The 18,392-nt window shown below is 43.1% G+C and carries 16 protein-coding genes; 13 read left to right on the top strand and 3 right to left on the bottom strand.

Annotated features, from left to right (window positions below; genetic code table 11):
• Positions 1–4: 4 nt before the first annotated feature.
• Positions 5–841: an NEW3 domain-containing protein gene (locus P2H89_RS07860; RefSeq protein ID WP_275826061.1), complete on the bottom strand. Its 837-nt coding sequence runs from the start codon at positions 839–841 to the stop codon at positions 5–7.
• Between the two features lie 265 nt (positions 842–1,106).
• Between P2H89_RS07860 and P2H89_RS07855 the strand changes: the two genes are divergently transcribed.
• On the top strand, positions 1,107–1,397 hold the full coding sequence (locus P2H89_RS07855) for a hypothetical protein (protein WP_275826060.1): 291 nt from the start codon (positions 1,107–1,109) through the stop codon (positions 1,395–1,397).
• An 8-nt stretch (positions 1,398–1,405) separates the two neighbouring features.
• Here the strand turns inward: P2H89_RS07855 and P2H89_RS07850 are convergent, their stop codons facing one another.
• Positions 1,406–2,560 carry a cation:proton antiporter gene (locus P2H89_RS07850; RefSeq protein ID WP_275826059.1) on the bottom strand — a complete coding sequence of 385 codons (1,155 nt, stop codon included), beginning with the start codon at positions 2,558–2,560 and terminating at the stop codon, positions 1,406–1,408.
• Positions 2,561–3,111: 551 nt separating this feature from the next.
• On the opposite strand from P2H89_RS07850, the gene P2H89_RS07845 reads away from it, so the two are divergent.
• From P2H89_RS07845 to P2H89_RS07790, 12 genes are all read left to right on the top strand, one after another.
• Positions 3,112–3,291 carry a hypothetical protein gene (locus P2H89_RS07845; protein ID WP_275826058.1) on the top strand — a complete coding sequence of 60 codons (180 nt, stop codon included), beginning with the start codon at positions 3,112–3,114 and terminating at the stop codon, positions 3,289–3,291.
• A 411-nt stretch (positions 3,292–3,702) separates the two neighbouring features.
• On the top strand, positions 3,703–4,065 hold the full coding sequence (locus P2H89_RS07840) for a hypothetical protein (protein WP_275826057.1): 363 nt from the start codon (positions 3,703–3,705) through the stop codon (positions 4,063–4,065).
• A gap of 286 nt (positions 4,066–4,351) precedes the next feature.
• A complete protein-coding gene (locus tag P2H89_RS07835; protein WP_275826056.1) occupies positions 4,352–4,555 on the top strand; it encodes a hypothetical protein in 204 nt (67 codons plus the stop codon).
• A gap of 927 nt (positions 4,556–5,482) precedes the next feature.
• Entirely contained in the window at positions 5,483–6,103 is a 621-nt protein-coding gene (locus P2H89_RS07830; RefSeq protein WP_275826055.1) for a sigma-70 family RNA polymerase sigma factor, read from the top strand.
• Positions 6,100–6,708 carry a hypothetical protein gene (locus tag P2H89_RS07825; RefSeq protein ID WP_275826054.1) on the top strand — a complete coding sequence of 203 codons (609 nt, stop codon included), beginning with the start codon at positions 6,100–6,102 and terminating at the stop codon, positions 6,706–6,708. The genes P2H89_RS07830 and P2H89_RS07825 overlap by 4 nt, the downstream gene beginning before the upstream one ends.
• 12 nt (positions 6,709–6,720) lie before the next feature.
• The gene (locus P2H89_RS07820; protein WP_275826053.1) at positions 6,721–7,734 is read left to right on the top strand and encodes a PD-(D/E)XK nuclease family protein; all 1,014 of its coding nucleotides are present in this window, start codon (positions 6,721–6,723) and stop codon (positions 7,732–7,734) included.
• The gene (locus P2H89_RS07815) at positions 7,685–10,078 is read left to right on the top strand and encodes a hypothetical protein (protein ID WP_275826052.1); all 2,394 of its coding nucleotides are present in this window, start codon (positions 7,685–7,687) and stop codon (positions 10,076–10,078) included. Before P2H89_RS07820 ends, P2H89_RS07815 begins: the two co-directional genes overlap by 50 nt.
• 10 nt (positions 10,079–10,088) lie before the next feature.
• Complete coding sequence (locus P2H89_RS07810) at positions 10,089–10,526, top strand: hypothetical protein (RefSeq protein WP_275826051.1); 438 nt, start codon at positions 10,089–10,091, stop codon at positions 10,524–10,526.
• On the top strand, positions 10,523–11,662 hold the full coding sequence (locus tag P2H89_RS07805; protein ID WP_275826049.1) for a hypothetical protein: 1,140 nt from the start codon (positions 10,523–10,525) through the stop codon (positions 11,660–11,662). The genes P2H89_RS07810 and P2H89_RS07805 overlap by 4 nt, the downstream gene beginning before the upstream one ends.
• A gap of 591 nt (positions 11,663–12,253) precedes the next feature.
• Positions 12,254–13,393 carry a caspase family protein gene (locus P2H89_RS07800; protein WP_275826048.1) on the top strand — a complete coding sequence of 380 codons (1,140 nt, stop codon included), beginning with the start codon at positions 12,254–12,256 and terminating at the stop codon, positions 13,391–13,393.
• Positions 13,383–14,558, top strand: a complete 1,176-nt coding sequence (locus P2H89_RS07795) for a hypothetical protein (protein WP_275826047.1) — start codon at positions 13,383–13,385, stop codon at positions 14,556–14,558. The genes P2H89_RS07800 and P2H89_RS07795 overlap by 11 nt, the downstream gene beginning before the upstream one ends.
• A 29-nt stretch (positions 14,559–14,587) precedes the next feature.
• Positions 14,588–15,658 carry a hypothetical protein gene (locus P2H89_RS07790; protein ID WP_275826046.1) on the top strand — a complete coding sequence of 357 codons (1,071 nt, stop codon included), beginning with the start codon at positions 14,588–14,590 and terminating at the stop codon, positions 15,656–15,658.
• 1,096 nt (positions 15,659–16,754) lie between these two features.
• On the opposite strand, the gene P2H89_RS07785 is transcribed toward P2H89_RS07790, so the two are convergent.
• Positions 16,755–18,308, bottom strand: coding sequence for a serine protease (locus P2H89_RS07785; protein WP_275826045.1), 1,554 nt, complete (start codon positions 18,306–18,308; stop codon positions 16,755–16,757).
• Positions 18,309–18,392 lie beyond the last annotated feature (84 nt).

Here is an 18,392-nt window from a genome sequence, read left to right as displayed (position 1 = left end):
TAGGTTATCTTCTTCCGTATTTTTTGATCAACGTATAGATAATGCCAACGGCTGCGAGGATCACAACTACGCCCATCCAGCCGGCCAGCCAGGAGGTGGTTACGGTCATGCGGAATAAAGCCGAAGCGTTGGAATTGTTATTACGAGCCGTAAAAGTGGTGACATAATCTCCCGCGATGGTTTTGTCAGGAACCTTCAGGTTGGCAACCACGTCGATACTTTTGCCTGGCTCCAGCCTTTCCACCTTCGCCGGTTCAAAAATGGCATCCCACTTGGTAGGTGCCTGCGCAGAAAGCTCCAGCCCTTCAAGAGGCAGCGTACCCGTGTTCTTAAGCGTAAGGTGAATCGGTTCCCGGTTACCCTCGGTGATCTCTCCACTCAGTAAGCCGGTTGGAGTCGTTAGCTCCAGGGCATAAGATCCTTTTACCACCGCTTCCAGGTTTAGTAAAAGAGTGTCAGCCCCCCCAATAGCCGTTACAGGAATGCTGTACGTGCCTGGCTTTGCATCCGGCATAGCCGTCAATTCAATACCAATGTCCTGCGTACGGCCAGAGTCCGCTTTGAATGAAGTGACCAGCATGCCATCCACCCTGAAAGCCAGGTTCCACCCGCTGGGTATAGCTGCATGGAATGTGTAGATGGTCGCTTGCGACCGGGCATTGTGCAGGGAAGCATTGAACCGGAATGTCTCCTTGGCCGTCCCCTCAAGATTGATAAGTCTTGCCGTTAATGTCGATGGATTACTCGGCGATGTCTTGCCACGTGATGGCGGAATAAACGAGAAGAGAGAAAAAATAATGGCCGAAACAAGCAATGGGCGTAAAAGCCGTCGGCCCTGCATTCGCTTTGGATTAGAATGAAGCGCTAACATACAATTAATAAATAGAGGTTAAGTATTCATTAATAAATGGTAAAAGCAACTTTCTCGAAAAAGGCGCGACTAAATTAATGAGGAGATTTTTTTTTACCAAATGTTGTCTTTATTTTTTTTCTATTTACCGGCAAATCACATTGAGTGCTGACACTGCCAAGCGACATTTTTTCAGAACTTCCGTCTGGCATTGAAGTTGAAACGGTACAATCCTGGACCTAAAATCATTACCATTATGGAAAGTATTTTTTTCATCCAGTTCAACGTAAAGACACCGGAAGGGCCACAGAGCTACGGCCACTTCTGTATGGGCAATGACCGCGAGGCGGCGGCAAAAGTATTCCGTCAGTTGAAAGGATCCCCGGATGTTAAAGAGCAGGATTTTCTATCGATGGAGCTGATGGAGACGGTCAAAGGGCTTCCTGTCAATCTGCAGATAATCAGTTGCACCCTCGATGAATTGGCTCATAACTGCCGCGTCATCAGTAAAGAGATCTTCAATCAGGCCAATATGAAAATAAAATGAACCCGGAGTCAGGTCGTTATAGGCTGAATGTACCGTCGTACGAACTCCATCCAAATCGTCGAAAGAAGCAAGCTAAGGCCGGTGATCGCAATGCTGGCCTTCAGTACATCGGCGCTGATGATCCCCATCTGGCCCGCCAGCGAGCAGGCAAGCAGGCCAAACTCACCGGTCTGGGAAAGTAAGGCACCGGTGTACAGGCTCTTGCTCCACGAAAGCCTGAAGAGTCTCAGGACTAACGCAGACAGCAGACTGTTGATCAGCATCACCAATAAGGTGACGCATACGATCAGCCATATATTTTGCCGCAAGTAATTCAGGTCGAGCAGGATGCCCACCGAAACGAAAAATAAAGCGGTAAAGAATACCCTGAAGGGGTGCAGCACTACGCCCAACCAGTGAAACGCTTTTGTTCTACCAATGAACAGGCCTGCGGCAAAACAGCCGATCGCGCTGGTGAGGCCCATAAGGGAAGCCAGGCCGCCAAACCCCAGGCAAATACAGGCCGCGGCAAAAACCTGCCAATCGTGGTCTTGCTCAAGCTCGCGTACTATTGGCAACTGAAAAAGATTGCGGTTTCTGATAGCCCTCAGCAACAGGAAGATGAGCACCGAAGCGCCAGCTGCACTCACCAGTTTTAGCACATCGATAGACTGACCGCCTAAAACCTGAAAAATGGTCAGCACGGGGGCCAGCATAATGTCTTGCAAAAGCAAAATATTGAGAACCATTTTACCATGTTCCGTCTGCAGCTCTCCATGATTTTTTAAAAACTCGCTTACCACAGCGGTGCTGTTAAAGGATAATAGAACAATCAGGAGGATAACAGAGGGGGCAGACCATCCTAATATATAACCAGCCACCAAGGCAGCGGCTCCACTGAGCAGGGTACGCACCAATTGTGCTGCCACGGGAGTCAACAAGGCGCTTCTCTTATCCGGAATATCGATCTCCATCCCCAAAAAGAACATCAGCAACATAACACCCAGCTCGCCCACTTGCTCAATCGGTCCCGGCTCATCGAAGACCGCCAATACATGCGGACCGATGATAATGCCTGCCAGTATATAAGCTATCAGGTAAGGCAGGTGGAACCTTTTCAGCAGGGGCACCAGCAGCAGGATAATAAAGCATAAAACGATCAGGGAAAATAACCAAGAGTGCATAAGGCAATCATGTTTACTGCGTGCGATCAAGCCCAATGCCAGACGGCAACACCGTGAAAAAATGGCAAATGCTATTCATCCTGTGCTGTCAAAACTACGCGCTTGCTGCCTAAAAATCAAAACCCCACGTAAAAACGCGGGGCGAACGCTGAGGCGTCATGAATTCCACATCGGAGCCTTTCTGGCGTGGGGCGGATCCGCCCAACGAACCAGCAGCCCCACCATCCCAGCTACTTCCACGAACGCCCCCCTGCTCACCTACCAACCCTTCCTCCTCGCCACTTCTCCACAAAACATCAAAAGGCGCTCCCGCAAATTAATGCGGCATGCTATCGCACCCTAGGCACATACCCCACGCCCACCGGCCGCCAATTGGTTCGGCATAAAGCGATAGTACGCATGCTCAGCGGTATTACCCGCACCAGCCATAAACACGCAGGCGTCGACAGCAATCCGCGCATTTATTCCGCTGCCACTTGGCCTATCGCCCATGCCGCATTGAATGCTGCGGGCAGCTTTTGCTGTTATTTTTTAATTTTAAATGTTTGTTTATGAAGTATTATCTCGTGGCTTCCTCGTCTTGTTGTTTGGTAGGTATTGAGCAGTGCGTGGTGTACATCGTTGTTAAGTCCCGCCGGGCGGCCTTCGAAAAGGAGTTCGCAGGCCGCATCCTCCAGGCCAGCAAAAATCGTCAGGCGCTGCCTCCAGTGCAGCTCCGGTTGTATCATTAAGGGCTCCGGCCCTTTTTTGAGGGCCTAAACCCTCATTTTTTAGGATGTTTTCCCTGGTGTTTGCCTGATAGTTGTCTGGTATTTGCCTGGTGATTCCCTGGTAAAGTCCTGGTCCCCCTCTGGTCGGGGTCTGGTACCCGTCTGGTCCACCTCTCGTGAGGGTCTGAGTAACTCCTGGTCAACTCCTGGTCAGGGTCTGGTTAGGGTCTGGTCGACACTTTCTGGTGGGTAAAAAACTTTACAGGTCGGCGCCTTGTCCTGAATAGGCTTTACAGGCATTCTCGGCACTACGGAAATAGCTTTACAGGTCCCTGCCTGTTGCTATCCCAAAACAGGGGTAAGTGTGCCTAAATCGCCTTAAAATCTGGCAAGGATTTCACCACGGCATTTCACCCGCCTTATACGGCTACGGTGAACCGCGTTACTGGGTTGACCACCATCAGCATTCCGGCCTTTCAGATCAATGATGGCATCGACCTGCCCGAAGGCGCCACCTATGCCCGCATATTCGCCGGCGCTGCCCTGCTCGACTTCAATGCCCTCACCTATGTCAGTGAGATCAAGTATGCCACCGAGCTCGATCTGTCGGATGAAAGCGTTTCAGCCATCACGCTTTCGCCCCAGGTGACAGCCGCTTCTACCCTGCCCTTGTTCGTGGTGGTGGGTATTCAGTACTATATCAGTACCAACAGCAAGCTCTATCCTTTGAACAAGTCGTTCAATGCCATGGGGCTGGTGAAGGTAGATCTCAATGAAGTGGCCACCGGCGGCTAAGGAAGCCGGCCGGCAATAGCGCGGGCAAATTGTAGGGCGCTACACCAGTATATAACCAGAGCCCGGTACAGCCACACCGGCACTATGCCGGCAAGTCCGCCCGCCAGGCCGCTCTTTGGTCCCCTTCCCTTCCGCCGTCCCTTTTCCTGCCCCGTTAAGCCGTCCGGCGTGCAGACGTCTTATACCGGTAGCGTTGCTGCAGCAGCATTGCCGGGGCAGGAAGGGCCCGCGGAGATCCTATGAGAAACCAGGAAATCATCATCGTTCACCGTAAAAAGCAAATCGTATGAGTATAAAAGAGAGGATGAAGGCGCCCACGCCGCCCTTTTTCCAGAAGCTGAGCAATTTCTCGGTCACGCTGGCCGCCATCAGCGGGGTGATCTTGTCTACTCCGGTGGAGTTGCCGGATATCTTCGCGGAGATCGCCGGCTACCTGGCCGTGGCTGGTGCCGTTAGCCAGGCCGTCACGACGTCTGAGGATAGTAAGTAGAGATTTCTGGGTCGGTTGATGTTAATGCCCAATCAAAAGCCCCGCCTGTTCAGGTGGGGCTTTGGGTGTGATTTAGATGGACAGCTTAGTGTTGTTAGTGGTCGATAGCTAGATTTCTTGGCGAAGTGGGAGTGTGCGCTCCCCTTCCGCTCGGCCGAGCGAGCTCGCCTCGCGTCCGGGCATAAAAAATGCCCCGGTAAAACCGGGGCACAATTTGCTTTGAGCTGGCGGAGAGAGGGTCTCCTACTTTTATTGCGAATAATTATTATTCAATCAATTACGTAGACACTTTCAAATCACTCACAAAATCACTCACTGACAACATTTCTATACTTCAATGCAAATCTTACCTAAATATAATGAATAATTGAATTGCAAGTAATTTTGCTGCATTATCACTTTACATCTGTCACAGAGCCTGGCAACTCAATAAAAATGACATAGCATGGACATAATTCAACTTACCGAATTCCGCTCCAAGTGCGCTGATATAGGTATAAAGATGTCGGGGAATGAAATATTTTTTTCAGACTGGATAAACCGAGCTTCCTTTTCCACTTTTCAATGGTATCATAATACAAATTACAAGATATCGTGAGCAAAATGATGTTATTAAATTTGGTTAATTCTTAATACAGTTGGTTTTGATCATAAGTTTCTCTCCAATTCCACATAAAACTTATTACAACTTTTATGGGTGATTGCCTAAATTCCTTTCATTGCTTATAATCATTCCCAATTCTTCGAATATTTGTTTGTCAACAAAATTATGCGTAAGAAGCTTATTTTTCAGTTTTAAAAATCAATCTCTAGAGATCAGCAACAAAAGATTGTCAACCCAATCCACTATAAACTACTGAATATCAATACGGTTTACTTTATTGTAACCTCTTAGCATATTAATATATAGACGAACAAATATTGAAAGTGAAATACCAAGAAATCATATCACAATTTCAGCAGGATTTACGAACAGGGGTGGCTCTACTCTATAGGTGTTATGGGCCACAATTGTACAGCTATGGTATTGATCAGTGGCGCCTGGATGAGGACGCCAGCTATGATGTGCTTTATAAAACCCTGGAGACCGTAGGACGAGTCATTACTCGGTATGAATTTACCTCAGAAAGTCATTTTCGAAACTGGTTGTTCAAAATTCATAAGAATAATATTTTACAGATACTTCGATCGCAGAAAAGCAAAGAACTGCCGACTGTAAGTATGCAAGATTGGATCGCAGAGGCGAAAGAGGATGAGGACGACTTTTCACTGGAAGAATTTGCGGATGTTATAGAGAGCATTTCGACCAGTGGTCCTCATAATAACGCATCAGCTCAAAGCCAACTAATGTTTGCCATGCAAAAGGCATTGTTGCTACTATCCGATACAGAACGGGAACTTCTTCTGTTAAGAATGAATAATTACAGTTACAATGAAATTGCAGAAATGATAGGCATCCCCAACAATCAATTAAAAGTAAAATTCAATAGGGCTAAAGCCAGAGTAAAAAAGAAAACATTAGAAATCCTTAAAGACTGTTTATCATGAAAGGGAACCAACATACACAACCGTTTAATGACCTGTTGATGACACTTGTTATCAATGAAAACGAGCTCGGCACAACTGGGGGTAACCTGGAAAAAGAAGCGGAAATCGTATTCTCAAGAGCTGCTATCGCTTCCCTTTCTAGCGAAAAGACCGAACTGTTGATCGCTAAGCTCACCAACTCCTTAACTAAAGAAACGCTTGGTGCGTTGGTTAAGGATGCAATGAATACCAGTGTTACGCCACTGCCAGATCTACACCAGGCCACTGGTTTAACTCCGTCTCTATTGGAAAATATAAAAAACGATATGGTTTTTACCAATAGCGTACCAGTAAAATCCCTTCTCAAGTTGATTAAAATCTTAAACATTTCATTGGCAAAGGCCACTGCTGGCATTGCCGCGACATTCGAAAAACTGCAAACTGAAAGCCGGATATTTTCAAGTATGCCAACAAAAATTCAACCAGCCTTTAAAAAAGGCATATCACAGCACGCTCAGCAAAGTGATTTTAGACACCTAAAACAAGATGAAAGCTATTTATACCAAAACAAAGAGGCACTGGATAAATACACTCAACGACTGTCAGAACTTTATCAACAAGCATAAATAAGGTGTAAAATGGATTGGAGTATTTCAAAATTGTTAAATCTCAGACAATGCCATCGCAAATTTTATTTTGCGCATGAACTAGCTTCCCACCATTTTACACACCCTGTACGAAGAAAAGCTTTTGAACTGACTCAATCAAAAAGCCTGAAAATGTGGCAAGGTTCATTGGTTGACTTTGCATTTAGTGAGATACTTATTGCAATGTACCAAAATAAGGAGGTACCTGACTTTTCAGCTCTTGCCAACGAGATCACCGATATTGCCTCACTCCAGTATGAGTTTTCACGAAAACAACTTTACAGACAAAAAGGCATGTCTAAAACCAAAGCTGGCGAAGAATTTCTGGTGTTGGATATTCACGAACGCGGATTACCATATTGCGAAGACGATATTTCGGAGATTTATGCTACTGTCAGTGATATAATCATGCAAATTCCTGAATATGGCAGCCCTGAAGCAGGAAAATCGCTTCATGAATATCTAATGACTTCTAATTTTCTGCGACCTAATATTAATTATTGGCATTACCAATTTGAGGACATGCGAATTAAACCGCAGATTGACCTGGTACGTTACCGTGGGAAAGCTATCCATGTAATCGACTGGAAGGTTTCTGACAGTGACAGTAGCGATTACTCTATGCAGCTATACCTGGCGGGTATCGTAGCTTACCATAATATTAAAAAGGACTTCCAGGCCAAAGGGTGGGATCTACCGAAGATGGAAGATGTTTCTCTTTTTGAAATTAATCTCATGAATGGCAACATTAAAGAGCATGCTTTCAGCAGGGAAAGCACAGCGGCTGCCCTTGATTATGTTTACAGATTTCGCAATGAACAGGAACAATTGTCCTCAGTTCAAAAATGGGACGAACTCAATATAGAAGATTACCAAACCACGGATAAGAAGGAAACTTGTGCTTTGTGTAAGTTTAAACCACTCTGTATTCATTTAATTCTCAATAATTTCAGGTATGATGAGCGCGAATATTATCAATTGGTTCAGAATCAGCAACTGGCATGACCTTAAACTCAGTTACCAACTGGTAAATGTTAGTGTACAAGGAGCAGGTCATGATGAACGCCAAGCACACAAGGCATTTCACCATGCTGTGAGCCATCTGTCAGATATCACTAAAGGCCCTGCTGCAATCGCCATGCACAATGGCAGAAGATATGTGGCGGTTAAAGCTGATGCAGTTCTGAAACGGGAGGTGATTGCCGGAAGCCCCCTTAATATCGAGCTCAGCCCCCTGGATGGTGTTTTTCAACTGAATTGTAAAAACATCGATAATTCAAACCTGGAACTTGTACAACGATTCCTGGAAAGCGCAGTTAACTGGCAACTGGGCAATAGACGTGACTTATGGGATGGTGGAATAAACACGTTCCTGAAAAAAAGCCCATTACCTTTAAGCGGCGATATCGAAACAGATATATTCCCTGGATTCAAATTTAAGGTAGTACTACTGGATAAAGACAATGCATTTTTCTGCATTGATCTCGCCTACCGGTATGCTGACAAAAGAACTTTGGACGAAGCAATTGCCGGAATGAGCGAGCAACTGCAGATCGAATACATACGCGACCGTAACTTTTTGTATTTAAACGGTGATAACTGGTATACCGTGAAAGGGAAATCGCCAGGTAATCCAATTGATCAGCATGTGATCAACATACAGGGCAAGAACATTACCGTTCTTCAGTACATACAACACAAAGGTAAGTACAGTACAGCTACTCATAAAGCACCACTTCGTCCGAAGTCTCCGACTTTCTTTCACACGAATGGCTATAATTCAGAGCGCATTTTAGCCGGTGCTGCATGCCTTGCCAAACGCATCAGATACCCAGAAGACAACCTTCACAAATTCTCAATTAATGAACCCAATCAGCGCTTTACCCGAATCGAAAGCTTCGTAAAATACTATTTCCAGTCGCTACAATTTAACGGTGTTTCATTACAGGTTGCAAAAAAAGCGCTGTCTAAACAGTGCGGTACGTTTCCGCTACCTGCGCTTATGTATGGTAAAGGCCAAATCCTGGATGTACAGCAAGATGCCAGCCAATACGGAAAAGCCCTTAAGGACTTTGCAAAGCGACGTCGCGAATTTGTTTACAAGTATGGCATTATCAACCAAAGTGCATTTAACGCCCAGCATATCCTGTTTCCAGACAACCTTCCGTTAAACTTTGGACAAGGGTTAAAGTATCACTTTGAAAAGGGGATGAAACAGATTGCACCCCAATTTCCAAAGTGTTCCCTGCATCAATATTCAATGCGCTCGGCGCCCTATGCTCATAAGGTATTCCAGGACCTTAAAGAGTATATTGATAAACATAACCTGGCGGGCACCAGTATTTTGCTGGTCCTTCCCGAAGACAATGGTGATGGAGGTCGCTTTAATAGGGTATTTCATCAAATGCTCAAGAAAGAATTATTTAACACCGTAAAAGTTAAGTGCGTAAGTGCTGATAAACTTAAAAGTTTTCTCAAATTAGGCACGGACGGACGGGAACCCTTATCATATACAGTTCCTGACGATTTGATGCGCAGCTTCCGCTCCTATTTGTCTTACACCCTTTTTGAATGTCTGATTATTAATCGTAAATGGCCATTTGCACTGGCTCAGCCACTCCATCATGATATCTACATTGGAATTGATGCGCATGACTTTTATGCCGGGTTCTGCTTTTTCTTTGGCAATGGAGAAAAAATTGTCTTTGATATAGATCCTGTCGCTAAAGCCGTTGGCTCTTCCCGAAACGAAAAGATTAATCACCGGGTGATATCAGATAAGATTGTAAGTGTGCTTTCCCGCCACCTGAAGGTTAGTAAAGACAAGCCAGGCAGCATCGTTATTCTTCGGGATGGTGTTAGTTTTGGCGAAGAAGAAAAAGCGCTACAAAATGCACTGCATCAGCTCGCAGAAATGAAATTGCTTGATGCTGGTGCTGTAAAAACCGGGGTAATCAACGTCGCAAAGACATCTGCAATTCCTATTCGCGTGACTACATACGATGATTCAAGACGTATCTTGCATAACCCCGACTGTGGCACCTACCTTTATCCGAATGAACAAAATAAAAAGGATGCGTTTATATTTAATACAGGGTATCCTTATCAGGTTCCGGGAACATCGCAGCCTATTCATATTAGCTATTGTTGCGGAAATATTAATTTTGGGCAGGCGCTACAGGACATTTTCAATCTGACACAAATAACGTTCTCATCACCCGACCGTCCCACATCCCTGCCGTTACCATTGAAACTGATTGATACGCTGATCCGGGATGTCGCCCATGAGAATGATCTGGCTACGATTCGTCAGAAAGAAAGCAATATTGTTCACGCCCATGTGGCTTAAAAGCAACATTATGAGCGACTTTAGTCATTTATATAAAAAATATAATTCTGTTTCAAATCTTACAAATGATTTGAACAACGCAATTATTACACTTAAAAAAAGAAATTTAATAAACCAGAATAACCAGGCAGCTGCGCAGTTAAAGGTAAGCGAAGAAGATACAGAAAAGGCAAAAAAAACGCTTCACAGCATCCTGTCCTTACTGGAACAGTTTTACAACAAACAGGATATCCACAATGAGCTGTATGAGTTAATGACCAATCAGTTATTTAAGAACCAGGTATTGCAAAATATCGAGTTTAAAGAGCAGATAAATACTGCACTTAATAAGCTTAATACCCAAACAGAACTCACCATTGAGGATCTTCTCAACGTAGATAGATTCATATCAGTTCTGGATAACGAAGCATCCGTATTGTTTAAAAAATTACGAACCAGCAGAGGATGAAAGATTTTATTAAGGCCTTGTACGTGGATTTGTTACACCGGATTGATATTGTAGTGGCTGACATTAATGGTCGTAGCATCCATCCAGATATAAGAAATCGCTTTATTGCTGAAACGAATAAACAATTTTCCGATATTCGGGATGAAATAATAAGCACTATCAATGGAGGGGACCTGGATTTACCACAAATGGAAGGCAACAATTTGTATAAATTCAATGGTCTTTACAGGACTTTCATGGCTATTCACTCTTATCGTTATCTGGCTATCAGGAATTATGACGACCCCGAAATTTTCTTTTTTAAACTTATTTCTAAGATTTATTCAGAACATCGCATTTCTGCCATCCCGCCTATTGTATCAACTATTAGCAATCATGATTCCTATTACTGGGCAGTACCCTATTTCGAAATCATCGCATTGCCATGTGGGGAAGAATACAGCTTATTGAATCTGCCAGACATGTATCATGAAATTGGGCATTTGCTTCACTCCATGTTCCAGGGGAAAAGTTGTGAAATATCCAGCGGTGTAATTGAACAACATTTTGATCGAGAGCTAGTCCGCATCCAGGATGAAGGGTTGGGAGCTCACTATGCAGATGCAATAGATGAGGCAAAGTATTTATGGAAGGAATCTTGGCTGGAAGAATTTAGTTGTGATCTGGTAGGTGCCTATATGACCGGGGCAGCCTATGGCTGGACCAACCTTAAGTTGCTCTCTACCGGACGTGGGTTCGGCAAAATATATGAGCGAAACGAATCTCACCCGGCAGATGAGGCTCGTATGCGCTTGATCATTTGTATGCTTGATAAGCTGGGACTTCATCAGGAAAAAGCGGAGATTGAGTTAGCCTGGCAGATCTTTTTGCAAGAAACACATCCACAGGTGCCTAAAGAACACGCGTTACTATACCCGGACTATTTATTGCAACATGTGATTGATGAGTTCTTTGCATTCTACCAAAATGCGGACCTCGTTTCCTATCCTGAGTTAGCACAAGCCGGTCACCTCTCTGTTGCCCAAGTATTAAATAAAGGTTGGCGCCAAGCACAAACGAACTCGGCAAACTACTATAAATATGAGACTGACGCTATCAATGAACTTCGTATTGATTTTGGTCTCAAAGAAATTTAAAGCCTCAGATAGCGCTCAAAATTTCCACTTCGCTTATTAATAATAGCAAATTCATTCGGAATAGGTAACTTTTACCCAGAGCTCGTTAGCATGGAGTTACAACTATGGTCACCCAATACTTACCTGAAAGTCGCCGTAACCGCACTTGCATTTCCAATGCTGTATCATTACTAAATATACTTTACTCTCAATTTAAGGATTAGGATTTTCTTGGGATAAAATCATCCATTAAACCGCAGTGATGCATTTGGTTATAAAGAATCAAGGTATTATAAAATATGATATTGTACACTACTAGGTGAAGGTACGTGTAGTTGCGAAAGTAGTGCAGGTAGGTGTTTCCGCGTTTACCTAACAAGCTTCCTTTTTGAGAACAGCGGTTTTAATACATGTAACGATGAATGACTAACCTTTATCGGCGCTCCGCCACGCTTCGACGTACAAGTGAACCTACACTAAGTCGTATCGAATACATAATTGATAGGCAAGGTGAAGGATAGTTAAAAAATTGCCCATTGGGCTAACAAATGTTCTGATTATAGATCTTTTTAGTAATTTGAATAATAATGTACATGATTTAAAAAGTCCCAAATGTCATTAGTTTTCAACGAAATAAATGATAATCCCCAAACCCATGTTTTCATAATCGGTGTAGGTAGTTATCCATGGCTTAAAGATGGCGCGCATTACAGACAGGGTCAGAACAAGTTATTAGGTTCGATGGGACAGCTTACTTCGGCCCCTGTTTCAGCTTTGGCGTTCTATAAAACCGTAATTGGAATTCATAACGGAGATCAGACCGGTAGATGGCTCAAACCTTTGGGCTCGATAGAACTACTGATTTCAGAGTATTCAGACTCAGCCACTCCCAAACAACCTACCTGCGACAAGGCAACCTGGCAAAACATTTATCAGGGATATGTTGACTGGAAGGCTAGGTGTGATACTAATGAAGACAATGTTGCCATCTTTTATTTCTGTGGCCACGGTCTTGAAAAAGCAGATCAATACCTGCTAACGGAAGGGTTTGGCAGTATGCCTGAAATGCCATGGCGGGAAGCTTTTAATTTTGATCATACGAGACGAGCATTTCATAGCTGCAAAGCTCAAACGCAGCTTTTTTTTATAGACTCATGCCGGATGGTTCCCTATGAGTTATTGGACAAGGATATTAGCGTTATGGGACTGGACAATGCTGCCTACCTGGATTCAGAATGCAAATACAACCTGACACTGAAAGCGTCTGCTCACAACGAAAAAGCATTCGGCGATCCTAACCAGGTGTCCGTTTATAGCAGTGCGCTGATACTGGCGTTGACCGGCCAAGGGGCCACAGGCGTTGAAGATGAATGGAGAGTTGATACCAGCCTTATTGCCAGCAGAATCTATGAACTGATGGAACTAATTAAACCGGGGCAGGGTGACAGGCAACGTTGTTCACAGTATTCTAATAGGTCAACTGAGATTATTGGATTCGCAGAACCTCCGCAAGTCGTTATGAATTTGACCTGTCTTCCTGAATCGGCGCTCGGTGTGGCTGAGCTTTCTTATAGACATTCAAAATCATCCTTTACTGAAAGACGAACACCAACGCCCGCCCCTTGGAAAATAAATGTAAAGGCTGGCATTTATGAGGTCAGTGCTGACTTCAACGCTAATGAATTTAAGCCGCAAAAAGACTTTGTCACCGCCAATCCTCCATCAGTTAAAAAATCCCTGAATGTCATCTAGTAACAATTTATCTGAAATATCAGGATTTGTAGATGTTGAGGGCTACCGCTTTAGGGATGACCTCGCTTCTCCAATTCAGATACAACTCCTGAATCAAAATCTTAGCCTTTTATCTTCTATCTGGAGCAAAGACGGATATTTTAACCTGCCAGCTCAGGAAAAGGGAACATATGTAATCAGGGCTATCCTGTTAGACGGGCAGCAAATTGATAGAGTAATCACAGTTGATGGAGAAACTCCAATCGACGAACTTTTGACCGTTAACAATAAGAATACGCGCACCATCGTGCTTTCTGATACTCATGTTGGATGGCAGCCCAAACATAGATCCTTGATAAAAGGGCCTTATGACGCAATTTATAAAGGATTTCCAACAAATATTTTCCGGCTCCTCGATAGAATAATTCTTTGGGAAAGACTTCCGCGAGGTAAGTGGTTACGCAGAGTTTGGAGCGACGAAAGGATTTTTCCTGATGTAACAGGTACTGGTTTTACCTGGGAAAATTATGAAAAGAAAAGTTTTGCCATTGAGGTTGCCATTCCCAATGCGCCCTCGAATTTTGTCTGCATTCCTCCTACGAATAAATTATTTGTAACCGTGTCGCGAGTGCGAACTGAAGGATCAGATCAAACGCCCTATGAGTTCAACTTCCAAACCCGCCAATGGGCGAATGATGCACTCCTTACAATGTTGACCCGTGGCCCCGTAGTGGAAGAAGAAACGCTGTTTAATGCAATCAGTGCAGAGTTTTTACTGCAAAATAAAAAGGAAGATCCTGCAGGAGCGGCGATAGGTGGATATTACCTCCTTAAAATGCAGGCATGGGACAGAATGCACGACTGGACTAATAACTTGGCAAACTGGTTTCTTTGGATGCCAGATGGCGCAATCATAGACGCATGGTTTCTGATGTCCAAAACCCCAAAAACTGACGAAGACATCATAATAATTAAAAAGCGGTTATTGCAGGGGTTTAGACGAGGTATCCCGATCTACACAGAAGGCTTGCGCTTGCTCCATGATGGTCTTGAAAAAATAGCTGTTTTCCTTGAAGGCCGGGACAAATTTGTCAATTCGGCGCTCAGCACTGTAAGGGCTTATGTTGCCAAGGCAAATATGAGTCGGCCCACCTGCACTCTCATTGATTTCCATCCAAAAAACTAACAGTTGAATTTACATTAATAACCTAACATATGGCCTTTAATATTCATTTCTTACCCGCCCGTTATGGAGATTGCATATGGATAGAATATGGGAACGAACGAGAGCTCAAAAATATCCTCATAGATGGTGGCACTTCGGGAACAAAAGTAGATATCAGCGGCTTCATCGAAACATTACCTTTGGGTAAACGGCACTTTGAGCTGATTGTTGTTACTCATGTCGATAGAGATCATATCGAGGGAATCCTTGCCCTGCTTGAAAACGATACCCTGGGTTTTACAATATCAGACTTTTGGTTTAATGGATGGGCACAGCTTCAAGAAAAAGATGAGTCGGAGCAATTTGGCCCGGATCAGGGCGAAAGACTATCCGCTGCGCTGATAAAACATAAAATTCCCTGGAACGAAGCATTTAGCAATGCTGCTGCTTTTGCAGATGAAGCAGATGCGCTACTAACTGTAAAGTTGGAGCTGGGCCTGGAGATAACAATATTATCGCCGTATTGGAAACATTTACAAAAACTAAGACCTGTTTGGGAAAGAGAGGTGAGAAAGAATGGACTGCAACCAGGCTATGGACTGATCGACCCAGAGATAGATAATGAAGAAATGGAAAGCTTTGGTCCTCCTGCCAGCCCCGATGTTGAAAAGTTAAACAGTACAAAGTTTGAGGAAGACCGTGGCGAGGCGAATGGGAGTAGTATTGCCTTCATTGCAACGTATAATAAAAAATCTGTTTTGCTTTGTGGAGATGCATTTCCATCAACAGTAAAACAATCGCTCGATAGAATCTATAAGAATCAAGCGCCATTCGAGCTTGTAAAGCTATCTCATCATGGCAGTAAAAAAAACACTAGTCCCGACCTTATTGAAAAATTGCTTTGTAATAAGTTTGTGATTTCTACTAACGGAAGTAATTATGGCCATCCAAACCCGGAAGCGGTCGCCTGGGTTATTAAAAGGTCCACCGTTCCCCCTATGCTTGTTTTTAACTATCGTTCTGATTATAACGAAATTTGGGACAACACGAACTTAAAGAAAAGGTATGGATACACCACAACCTATCCTAAAGAAGGAGAAGTACTTGTGGTTGAACTATAGTACTGTAGAATAAAACCTCAGCAAACTATGGTTGGATATTCACCGTATCTTAGGTTACTATGAGTAATAAACATCTTCCTCAGCCTTAGGTATCTGATTAAACAATGTAAATTCCAATTGCAAAAATTGAATTCCTTGCTTGGGAATAATCATTCGTACCTTTTTGGAATTGAGCGAAATATCACCTTTCGTTCGCTGTCGTGTTTTCTTACAAGCTAAATTTCAGAGTATTATAGTATACTCAATGAGTTATTTTCTTACCATTTCCCAAGTCACGAAAAAGGATTTGGCTATTAAGGGTACACGAACTAATCATCATAAAAGCTGAAGCATGAGAAACGCTAATTTATTTATTACTGATACCGACAGGATTTAATGAATACAATCAAGACTCATCCATTAGCAAAATACAAAGTGGTTAGCATGTCGACTCCCTCGAAATTCGCCCAGTTGGGGTTATAGAAAAATCTCTAACTGAGGTCCTCCCTTATTTAGTACCAGGCAATAGTAGAGAAACGGGCGAGAGCTACTTTAAGCGCCATGAAATATTGAAGGTTCCTGCTATCAGCGAGGAACTTGTTAACGACGTTATGAGGGAGTATGAAGAAGCGAAAGGTAACTACCAAAATGATTTCTTTGACAATGATTATCCCTGGGCTAAACCATTCTTGAATAGAAAGGGGAATTTTCTCGCGATTGAAGAGGCCGCAGAAATGGGTCGTTATCGGCCCTTTTGTATCTGGGCATCTACAAAAGTGCACCCGACATATAAAAGGTGTTATGGACTTTAGGGACGATAACAATAGTATTGTTTTGAATTTCGTAACCGTTCAGGGCACTAGGCGCCGATCTTTGGTTGACCCGGCCCAACTAACACTTGCTACTTTCCATTAAGTTAACAGTCATTTTTTGCACCTTTATCCAGGCCATGAATATATTGTTAATTATGATGCAGTTTCGTAAGATTAATGAATGTTTTCAAGGCACGATAACTGATGAAGAAGTAAATTCAACTCGCAACTTATTAAAACATTTGGATTAATCTTTGACAATGCAGACTTTCCTGGCGAACAAGATGTCAAGTAGTTACGCAAAATCAGTTCACTACAATTAAGCAAACAAAGTCTTTCAAGACTTTTATTTGGTCCTTCAGTTCCTTGTTAGCAACCTGGGAGGATGTATTGATTTTTGACCGGCTTGGCAGCATGTTGTACAAATTAAGCAAGTAAGCTGATTTTATCGCATAGTTGACATTTTCGACTTCAGTTCCGACTGCCTTGCTGTTTAGTCGCGCAGATGTAATACCAATGATGTTGCCTTGCTTATTAAAAAGGGGGCCTCCACTATTTCCGGGCTGAAGCGGTACAGAAATTTGATAATACCTAATATCGTCAGCGATGCCGGATTTGGAGCTGACTATGCCATCATTTACTTTGTAGTTAGAACCCATTATATCATTTAAAGGATAGCCAATAGTAAACACCTTTTCTCCGATCTCTGCGTCTTCGATTATTCCAAATGGTAATTTGGCAAGACTAGTAAAATTCTCATCTTCAATCTTCAAAATGGCGACATCATTCTTATTATCAATAAGCAGAATCTTTGCTTTGTATTTAGAATTTCCGGTTTCGTGTGAAATTGAAAGAGTTATATTTTGACTTCCTTCGACTACATGAGCATTTGTCGCTACTAATCCGTCAGTCGAGATAAAAAAGCCACTTCCTGACGCCTTAATTTTAGTTCCGGTATTTACATTCCTGCCGTTTGAAGTTAATGGGAACATTTTAATAAATTTGTCTTGCCTTTTTTGCCCAGTTTGGTTGTCTTTTAATTCTATAGTTAAAATAGCATCATCCCCAAAGGATCCAAAGGTTTCATATGGTCTTTTGTCTCCCATGTACCATTTTACTGAGAATAATCCAGTCATTGAGCTTTGCTCAAAATAGGCTTTGACTTCCCCTGGCCGCCATGCTCTATATTCGGCATCTATAATAATCATCTTGTATGTCGTTCCAAATTTTTTGATTGCCACCTTGTAATATGTCATTCCTTGGGCTTGGTATGATTTATATATCCCTTCTATTGGGTCAATTGCTGTTTCGGAAAAATACTTTTTAAGCGTCTCTTCATTTTCATCTATTTTTTCAACTGGAGGCAAGCTTCCAAAGAGCTTCGATTCAAAAGTTGACTTTTCGTCAAATTTGTACTTATATGAGCTGAAATCTCTGAGTGCTTCTTTGGTTGCTTTTCTCCAACCTTGCTGAAAAGATAATACTACCGCTCCCGTTGCTCCTTGCGAAGCATATATTGTCTGGCCTTGGCAGTTAAATATTTTCAAGTATATATAATCAGACGCCGCTTGGTATGCGTTATTTGTATGATCGATAGTGCAAACGGCTGTAAGACAATTAGCAGGTGTGCCTTGTGGAGTAAGGGTTACTGCTTCTAATACGGTAAGCCCCGAGGCCATTAGTTTTTCTCTTACAGCATTTCTAATCCCCCATTTATCACTTGTGCCGTCTTGATACGTTAATGGCCGAAGGTAGATGTACTTGTAGCCATTCAGAACACTAACGTCGCTCTGTGCAAATGCTGAAAATGATACTACAAATAGTATACAAGTTACGAGTGGTGTTATTAAATGTTTCATGTGAACGTTGTTTAGGTCGGTTTAATTGGCTGAGCTAGCAAATGATAGAACTGAAAAATGTGTTTAGAAAACGGTGAGCATATA

This window comes from Paraflavitalea sp. CAU 1676, from assembly GCF_029223285.1.
Taxonomy (GTDB): Bacteria; Bacteroidota; Bacteroidia; order Chitinophagales; family Chitinophagaceae; genus Paraflavitalea.
The sequence above is the reverse complement of the archived record's forward strand: the minus strand, read 5'-3'. Positions and strand labels throughout refer to the sequence as shown.

What these genes read in the sequence shown, in the direction of transcription:
- P2H89_RS07860 (WP_275826061.1), bottom strand. Translation starts at nt 841, where the DNA reads ATGCAGGGCCGACGGCTTTTACGCCCATTGCTTGTTTCGGCCATTATT.
- P2H89_RS07855 (WP_275826060.1), top strand. Translation starts at nt 1,107, where the DNA reads ATGGAAAGTATTTTTTTCATCCAGTTCAACGTAAAGACACCGGAAGGG.
- P2H89_RS07850 (WP_275826059.1), bottom strand. Translation starts at nt 2,560, where the DNA reads ATGCACTCTTGGTTATTTTCCCTGATCGTTTTATGCTTTATTATCCTG.
- P2H89_RS07845 (WP_275826058.1), top strand. Translation starts at nt 3,112, where the DNA reads ATGAAGTATTATCTCGTGGCTTCCTCGTCTTGTTGTTTGGTAGGTATT.
- P2H89_RS07835 (WP_275826056.1), top strand. Translation starts at nt 4,352, where the DNA reads ATGAGTATAAAAGAGAGGATGAAGGCGCCCACGCCGCCCTTTTTCCAG.
- P2H89_RS07825 (WP_275826054.1), top strand. Translation starts at nt 6,100, where the DNA reads ATGAAAGGGAACCAACATACACAACCGTTTAATGACCTGTTGATGACA.
- P2H89_RS07820 (WP_275826053.1), top strand. Translation starts at nt 6,721, where the DNA reads ATGGATTGGAGTATTTCAAAATTGTTAAATCTCAGACAATGCCATCGC.
- P2H89_RS07815 (WP_275826052.1), top strand. Translation starts at nt 7,685, where the DNA reads ATGATGAGCGCGAATATTATCAATTGGTTCAGAATCAGCAACTGGCAT.
- P2H89_RS07810 (WP_275826051.1), top strand. Translation starts at nt 10,089, where the DNA reads ATGAGCGACTTTAGTCATTTATATAAAAAATATAATTCTGTTTCAAAT.
- P2H89_RS07805 (WP_275826049.1), top strand. Translation starts at nt 10,523, where the DNA reads ATGAAAGATTTTATTAAGGCCTTGTACGTGGATTTGTTACACCGGATT.
- P2H89_RS07800 (WP_275826048.1), top strand. Translation starts at nt 12,254, where the DNA reads ATGTCATTAGTTTTCAACGAAATAAATGATAATCCCCAAACCCATGTT.
- P2H89_RS07795 (WP_275826047.1), top strand. Translation starts at nt 13,383, where the DNA reads ATGTCATCTAGTAACAATTTATCTGAAATATCAGGATTTGTAGATGTT.
- P2H89_RS07790 (WP_275826046.1), top strand. Translation starts at nt 14,588, where the DNA reads ATGGCCTTTAATATTCATTTCTTACCCGCCCGTTATGGAGATTGCATA.
- P2H89_RS07785 (WP_275826045.1), bottom strand. Translation starts at nt 18,308, where the DNA reads ATGAAACATTTAATAACACCACTCGTAACTTGTATACTATTTGTAGTA.